This is a genomic window from Psychrobacter sp. AOP31-B2-9 (assembly GCF_052378005.1).
GTDB lineage: Bacteria > Pseudomonadota > Gammaproteobacteria > Pseudomonadales > Moraxellaceae > Psychrobacter.
This window is the reverse complement of record NZ_JBQSXG010000174.1, coordinates 1-5,606: the sequence shown is the minus strand read 5'-3', so window position 1 is coordinate 5,606 and position 5,606 is coordinate 1. Positions and strand designations below refer to the sequence as shown.

7 protein-coding genes are annotated in these 5,606 nt (G+C 40.5%); 5 read left to right on the top strand and 2 right to left on the bottom strand.

Going from position 1 to position 5,606, the window contains the following annotated elements; genetic code table 11:
• Positions 1-33: 33 nt before the first annotated feature.
• Entirely contained in the window at positions 34-804 is a 771-nt protein-coding gene (gene yihA / locus ACT3SX_RS13650) for a ribosome biogenesis GTP-binding protein YihA/YsxC (protein ID WP_192519143.1), read from the bottom strand.
• A 297-nt stretch (positions 805-1,101) separates the two neighbouring features.
• Here yihA and ACT3SX_RS13645 point away from each other — a divergent pair, with 297 nt between their 5' ends.
• The 4 genes from ACT3SX_RS13645 (at position 1,102) to ACT3SX_RS13630 (ending at position 4,305) form a co-directional block, all read left to right on the top strand.
• Complete coding sequence (locus ACT3SX_RS13645; protein WP_192519144.1) at positions 1,102-1,437, top strand: c-type cytochrome; 336 nt, start codon at positions 1,102-1,104, stop codon at positions 1,435-1,437.
• Positions 1,438-1,784: 347 nt separating this feature from the next.
• Complete coding sequence (locus ACT3SX_RS13640) at positions 1,785-2,453, top strand: c-type cytochrome (protein ID WP_192519145.1); 669 nt, start codon at positions 1,785-1,787, stop codon at positions 2,451-2,453.
• 332 nt (positions 2,454-2,785) lie between these two features.
• Positions 2,786-3,928, top strand: coding sequence for a hypothetical protein (locus tag ACT3SX_RS13635; RefSeq protein WP_192519146.1), 1,143 nt, complete (start codon positions 2,786-2,788; stop codon positions 3,926-3,928).
• Positions 3,916-4,305 (top strand): RnfH family protein, encoded by a 390-nt coding sequence (locus tag ACT3SX_RS13630; RefSeq protein ID WP_318779526.1) that lies wholly within the window; start codon positions 3,916-3,918, stop codon positions 4,303-4,305. The genes ACT3SX_RS13635 and ACT3SX_RS13630 overlap by 13 nt, the downstream gene beginning before the upstream one ends.
• A 34-nt stretch (positions 4,306-4,339) precedes the next feature.
• Here the strand turns inward: ACT3SX_RS13630 and ACT3SX_RS13625 are convergent, their stop codons facing one another.
• Complete coding sequence (locus tag ACT3SX_RS13625; protein WP_192519147.1) at positions 4,340-4,759, bottom strand: outer membrane protein assembly factor BamE; 420 nt, start codon at positions 4,757-4,759, stop codon at positions 4,340-4,342.
• Between the two features lie 325 nt (positions 4,760-5,084).
• Here ACT3SX_RS13625 and fur point away from each other — a divergent pair, with 325 nt between their 5' ends.
• The gene (fur, locus tag ACT3SX_RS13620) at positions 5,085-5,519 is read left to right on the top strand and encodes a ferric iron uptake transcriptional regulator (protein WP_192519148.1); all 435 of its coding nucleotides are present in this window, start codon (positions 5,085-5,087) and stop codon (positions 5,517-5,519) included.
• Positions 5,520-5,606: the final 87 nt, after the last annotated feature.

Sequence of the window (5,606 nt, the reverse complement as noted above, 5' to 3'; positions counted from 1 at the left end):
GATAAGCCCTTTTTTTATGAAAGATTATAATAACTATTTGCTTGATTTTTGAGTGTTTTCTTTTTGAGTGCTATCTTTTTCAATGGCCTCTTCTAGCTCTTCGCCTTCAAGTAAGGCAAAAGAGGACTCAATAATTTTGTCTGCATCAAGCTGATACTCATACCATTTGCCCATAATACCGGCTAATTCATCAAGACCTTCTTTTCTTAATGCCGAAAATAGTTGAATAGTGCAATTCAAGCCAAGTTCTTTTAGCCTTTTACGAGTATTTAGCAAGGCGTTTTTAGATGCACCGTACTTTAGCTTATCTGCTTTAGTCAACAAGATATGGACAGGTAGTTCGCCATCATTGGCCCAACGTAGCATTTGCTCATCAAAGAATTTTAGTGGATGACGAATATCCGTCATAAGTACCAAACCTGCAAGGCTGGTGCGTGATACCAAATATTCTTCTAGCTCAACCTGCCATTCTTTTTTCATCTCAAGCGGCACCGCTGCGTAGCCATAACCAGGTAAATCAACTAAGCGTCTATCGGCATCACCGATACTAAAAAAGTTAATCATCTGCGTACGTCCAGGTGTCTTAGACGAACGTGCCAATTGGCGCTGATTGGTCAAGGCGTTAATGGCAGAGGATTTGCCAGCGTTTGAACGTCCAGCAAAGGCGACCTCTAACCCCATGTCAGGTGGACAAAGACGAAAAGTAGGTGCTGACATCATAAATTCAGTTTGTTGAATTTTTTGACGGGATTTGGTATTGAACAATGTATGTTCGGTGGCGACGTCTGTAAACGGGGTACTCATAAATGGCTCATTACTCTTCAAAAAGTTGAATATGGTCGTGAATTTTCAGTTAATTGGATGTGAAGGCAGTCGTTTTACGTTACTGACCATTCTATACTATTAGTGGTCTTACTTATTGAAATAACTGTGATTAGCATCATTATATAAATCATAAAAGGTTTTAAGGTTAATAAATCATAACCGTAAGTGAGTAGTGTCCTCAGAAAACGCATTACCAAAGCTCAACTATATTTATCTGTATTTAAATGACATACATTGTTACAATCTTTACTAAGAAATGTCAAAAGGAGGTGTTCTATGTCTTCAATCACCACACTTTTAAGCAAGACTTATTGTCATTTAATAGGTCGCAGTGCTGTATTATTATTAAGCAGTATCATTATGACAGGAGCTAATGCTGCTGATATTGCCACTACCTATGATAACTCATGTGCAGCCTGTCACGATAGTGGGGCGCTAAATGCCATTAAAAAAGGTGATAGTGCTAAATGGCAGCAGCTTATCGAGCAAAAAAGCATGCCAACGCTCATCAATTCCGTTAAAGGTGGTATGATCCAAATGCCTGCGGGTGGACTGTGTGACAACTGCAGTGACGACGACTATCGCAAGCTTATTGAATACATGAGTGAATAGTAGGTTTGTGGCTTCAATAAGATAGTTTGCTCATAAAAATAAAAGCGCTAGGTTTTTACCTTTTTGCGCTTTTTGCTTTTTGTAGTGAGGTGAGCTTACTTAGATTACTTGGACGCTTATATGGTTAGAAAAACTGGTGATGTAACGATTAAGTAGGCAAATGCTACAAAGTCTTGCTATAATAATCGAAAATAAACCCTGATGTTAGTAAGTACTTTCAGACTGTTTGTGTACAAGACCTTAAATTATATACCCACTGTGCTAATTATAGGACGGTTTGTATCAGGCGTCTTATCAGTGCAATCACTCTTAATAATGCTTACGCCGAGCTAGTAGGATTTGTATCAATGAAAAAGTTAATCGCTGCTGCCAGCTTATGCGTTGCAAGTTTCAGCGTACAAGCTGCTATTGTTGTTCCTGAATATGATGTTAATGCTGGTAAGGAAATCGCAGAAACTGTCTGTGCTGCTTGCCATGGTTTAACGGGTGTTAGCGTTGTCCCTGCCCAGCCTAACCTAGGTGGCCAAAACGTAAAATATCTTTACAAACAGTTAGTCAACTTTAAAACGGGCTACCGTAAAAACGGCATCATGCAGTCACAAATTGTTGATTTGTCTCAGCAAGATTTGGCCAATGTTGCAGGTTATTATGCCAGTCAAGCGCCTTGGGGCGTAGGTTTTGGTAATCCTGTAACCAACGAAGAAGCCTCTAAATTATTTTTAGGTGGTGATAAATCGCGTGGCGTCATCGGTTGTGCTGGTTGTCACGGTCCAGATGCGGCAGGTAATACTTGGGCTGCATTTCCAAAGCTTGGTGGCCAACACGCAGCATATATCTCGACTCAGTTGAAACTTTTCCGTGCCGCCGGTCGTGTTGATGATATCGATAGTGATGAGCAAAAACGGATCAATGATGCAGCGAAAGAAGGTGAGATGGGTATGATGCAGACAGTTGCATCGAAACTATCAGATACTGATATTCGTATGTTGTCAGATTATATCAGCGCTATTCATTAATTTATTAATGCTATACATGAGAGCGTAATACCTATTTGGTAGAGGGTATTACTAAGTACTAAATTGTATGTCTTTCATTGTTTGATTATTAAACCCCGATTTCGGGGTTTTTTTATAACTGTTTGCCCCTTATATTGTAGAGAGAGTGTCGCCATAAGCTTGCTTATAGGTGATCATTATCGTTATAAGTTGTCGTTATTCACTTTATATCAAACTTCAAAAGTATAATTAGTCGTGTCAAACACGTTCAGCCTACGAGGCGTAGTACTTGTACTCGTTTTCTTGGCTACTCATATTTTTGTTGATGGTATTAGATCGTTTGGATTTAGATTATGATGATCCGTTATGCTTCTTATTTTATCGCGGCCTTATTACCGTTACTTCTATTTCGCTGGTTTGCACCTGCGTCTATTGGCGAGATTGATTTTTGGTTACTTTGGCTATTAGCAATGGTGTTGGTATCATTGCCAGTCGTTTACGCTGAAATAGCGTTAGCCTATCGTAGTATCGAAGCGCCATTAGCTGGGATGCAAAAGCTGACTCGTGAAGCAGATGCCAGTCCAATATGGCGTAGTTTTGGTTGGTTGGCAGCATTGGTCTCTATTGTTATTGCCGCATTAGTCGTATCTGGTGCTAGTACTGGTATATTGGCGGCATTGGCTGAACTTAATAGCTCACCTGCTGTGCCCGATTTTGCAGTTGCGGCAGGTTTGATGGTTATTGCTTTATTGTTAAGCTTGCTTGGTGTTGCGCCTTTGCCGATTGGACTGGGTTTGATGGTTGTCGGTTTGGTCTTGGGTGTGGCAAGTGGTTTGCCTAATATTGATTTTGCTATGACCGACATCAGTTTGAGTGAATGGGCACGTGCAGTCGCACTAGCACTCGTCAGTGTTGGCGCAGGAACGGGTTTATACTGGTTTGGTCAAAACCTAGTAACCAAAAAGACGGCCACAGCGGTAGACGTAGACAATTATAATGCGCAAAATCCTGTACGCAGTCATGCAAAGGGTGAGTATCGTGCAACCAGATTGGTATTACCGATTTGGATATTGCAGTTGGCCGTTGGGGTGATTGCGCTGTTTATTAGTGGAGTGGCGTTGCCACCGATTGGCAAGCTGTTATATTGGATAGGAGTGCTATTCGTAGTTAGCTATTTGCTACACTATAGTACTCAACAGTTAGCACATAAATTTGGGTTGTTGATCAGCTTAGGCTTAACCTTGGTGCTCGCATTAGTGCTAGTAGTTGCTATCCCAACTATGTGGTTGGTTAGTATTTTGGTCGTTATTAGTAGCGTGACAGTATTATTGTTATCAATATTTGCTGGTTGGCAGATGAAAATAAGTCATCTGCGAAAATCGTTGAACTTTGGCAATGAAGCATTTTATAACTTATGGCGGATAGCGATACGTTTGGTAGTACCAGTCGCATTGTTGCTAGCTTTGACAGGTTGGATGATGCAGTGGATAAGCTAATAACAGAAAGCAGTAGTGTTGATACAAATAACGTTGATACTAAGAATGAGGTTTGGCAGCCTGAGCTGATGACCGTGTATTTGGCCTATGCTGAAGATGAGCTGCGTCAGCACTATATAGCGTTACAGGTCAGCCATAACACCAGTTTGTATGATGTACTGAAGCAAGCAGGCTGGCTGGTACAGTTTCCAGATTTAGCAAGGTGGTGTGATGAGGTAATGGATGTGGCTACACCGGCAGCAAGGCGTTGGCATATAGGTGTTTATTCACAAAAACAACCACTTAGCTATCGCCTACAGCCGTTTGACCGTATCGAAGTATATCGTAGCCTAAGCGCTGATCCCATGTCTCAGCGCAAGAATAAATCTCAAGGTTAAGTGTGTAACTGGCAAAACCAGTTGGCTGTTATTTTTATGAAGCTGGAAGGCTTTCTATGCCTTCGATGCGACTGACCAAACCGTTGTCATCAAAATAAACAATTAAATGCTGACTGGCATTTTTGACGTCAGCGATACCATTGCGGCTGCCTTCTGTCCCTGCTTTATAGTCGTAAATATAGTCCCAACGTTTAGGCTCAAGGGTGTCTTTAATGGCTGGGCTACCAAGAATATAGAGTACTTGATTTTGATTCATACCTACTTGCAGGTTTTGCGCTTGCGCCTGAGTAATGGCAGTGCCTTGTGGCAAATCAATCTTATAAACACTCAATAATGAGCAGCCAGACATAGCAACAGTAGCGCTAAGCATACTGGTGATGACAATCTTGCGTAATGTGCTTGTAAGGCTTAACGAACGAAAAGTTAATGTCTTTATCATGGTAAGATGACTCATAAGAAATGAATTAGGCGCAGCCAAAGTTGCATAGTGCTCGTTTGACCGATAATCTTGGACAAATGATACGTCATTTACTTGCAATTTCCTACCACTTACGACATTATTTACCAAATGCTAACTGAGTAATGATATCATTTATATTTTAAATTCATATACTTGCATAGAGAATATTTGCAGAATAATAGGTTAGGAATTCACTCAGAGTAAGTCAGTTTGTTATTGTTCAAATGCTTTTTATACAATAAAAATAACCGCTGATGCTTATTTATTTTATATTTTTGGTTCTTTATTTGCTAAGACTGTCACAGTCAGAAGGGATATTATGGCTTCTTTTACCAATCAAGATTTACGTAAAGCTGGATTAAAGGTCACGTTACCTCGTATCAAGATTTTAGAGCTACTCGAAAGTGCAGCGTTGCATCACATGAGTGCAGAAGAGGTCTATAAAGCGTTGATTGAACAAGGTGAGGATGTGGGGCTTGCGACTGTTTACCGAGTGCTAACGCAGTTTGAGCAAGCTGGAATCGTCGAGCGTCACAACTTTGAAAATAATTTGTCGGTATTTGAGATTACCCAAGAAGGCCATCATGATCACTTAGTTTGTGATGTGTGTGGAAAAATCGTAGAGTTTCATAATGAGGCGATTGAGGCGGAGCAATTAAAAGTAGCAGCCGAGCATGGCTTTAAATTATCAGGTCATTCCTTAGTGCTGTACGGTATCTGTGATGACCAAGAATGTAAGGATAGTGTAAAGTAGTTATATTTCAATGGTTATCTCCGATTTTTGATGGCTACCTAAGAGTATTGGCTCAGATAAATGTTGTTTTTATGCCTTGTATCAAAG

Excerpts from the sequence above, each read along its gene's own strand:
- yihA (WP_192519143.1), bottom strand. The coding sequence starts at position 804 with ATGAGTACCCCGTTTACAGACGTCGCCACCGAACATACATTGTTCAAT.
- ACT3SX_RS13645 (WP_192519144.1), top strand. The coding sequence starts at position 1,102 with ATGTCTTCAATCACCACACTTTTAAGCAAGACTTATTGTCATTTAATA.
- ACT3SX_RS13640 (WP_192519145.1), top strand. The coding sequence starts at position 1,785 with ATGAAAAAGTTAATCGCTGCTGCCAGCTTATGCGTTGCAAGTTTCAGC.
- ACT3SX_RS13635 (WP_192519146.1), top strand. The coding sequence starts at position 2,786 with ATGATGATCCGTTATGCTTCTTATTTTATCGCGGCCTTATTACCGTTA.
- ACT3SX_RS13625 (WP_192519147.1), bottom strand. The coding sequence starts at position 4,759 with ATGAGTCATCTTACCATGATAAAGACATTAACTTTTCGTTCGTTAAGC.
- fur (WP_192519148.1), top strand. The coding sequence starts at position 5,085 with ATGGCTTCTTTTACCAATCAAGATTTACGTAAAGCTGGATTAAAGGTC.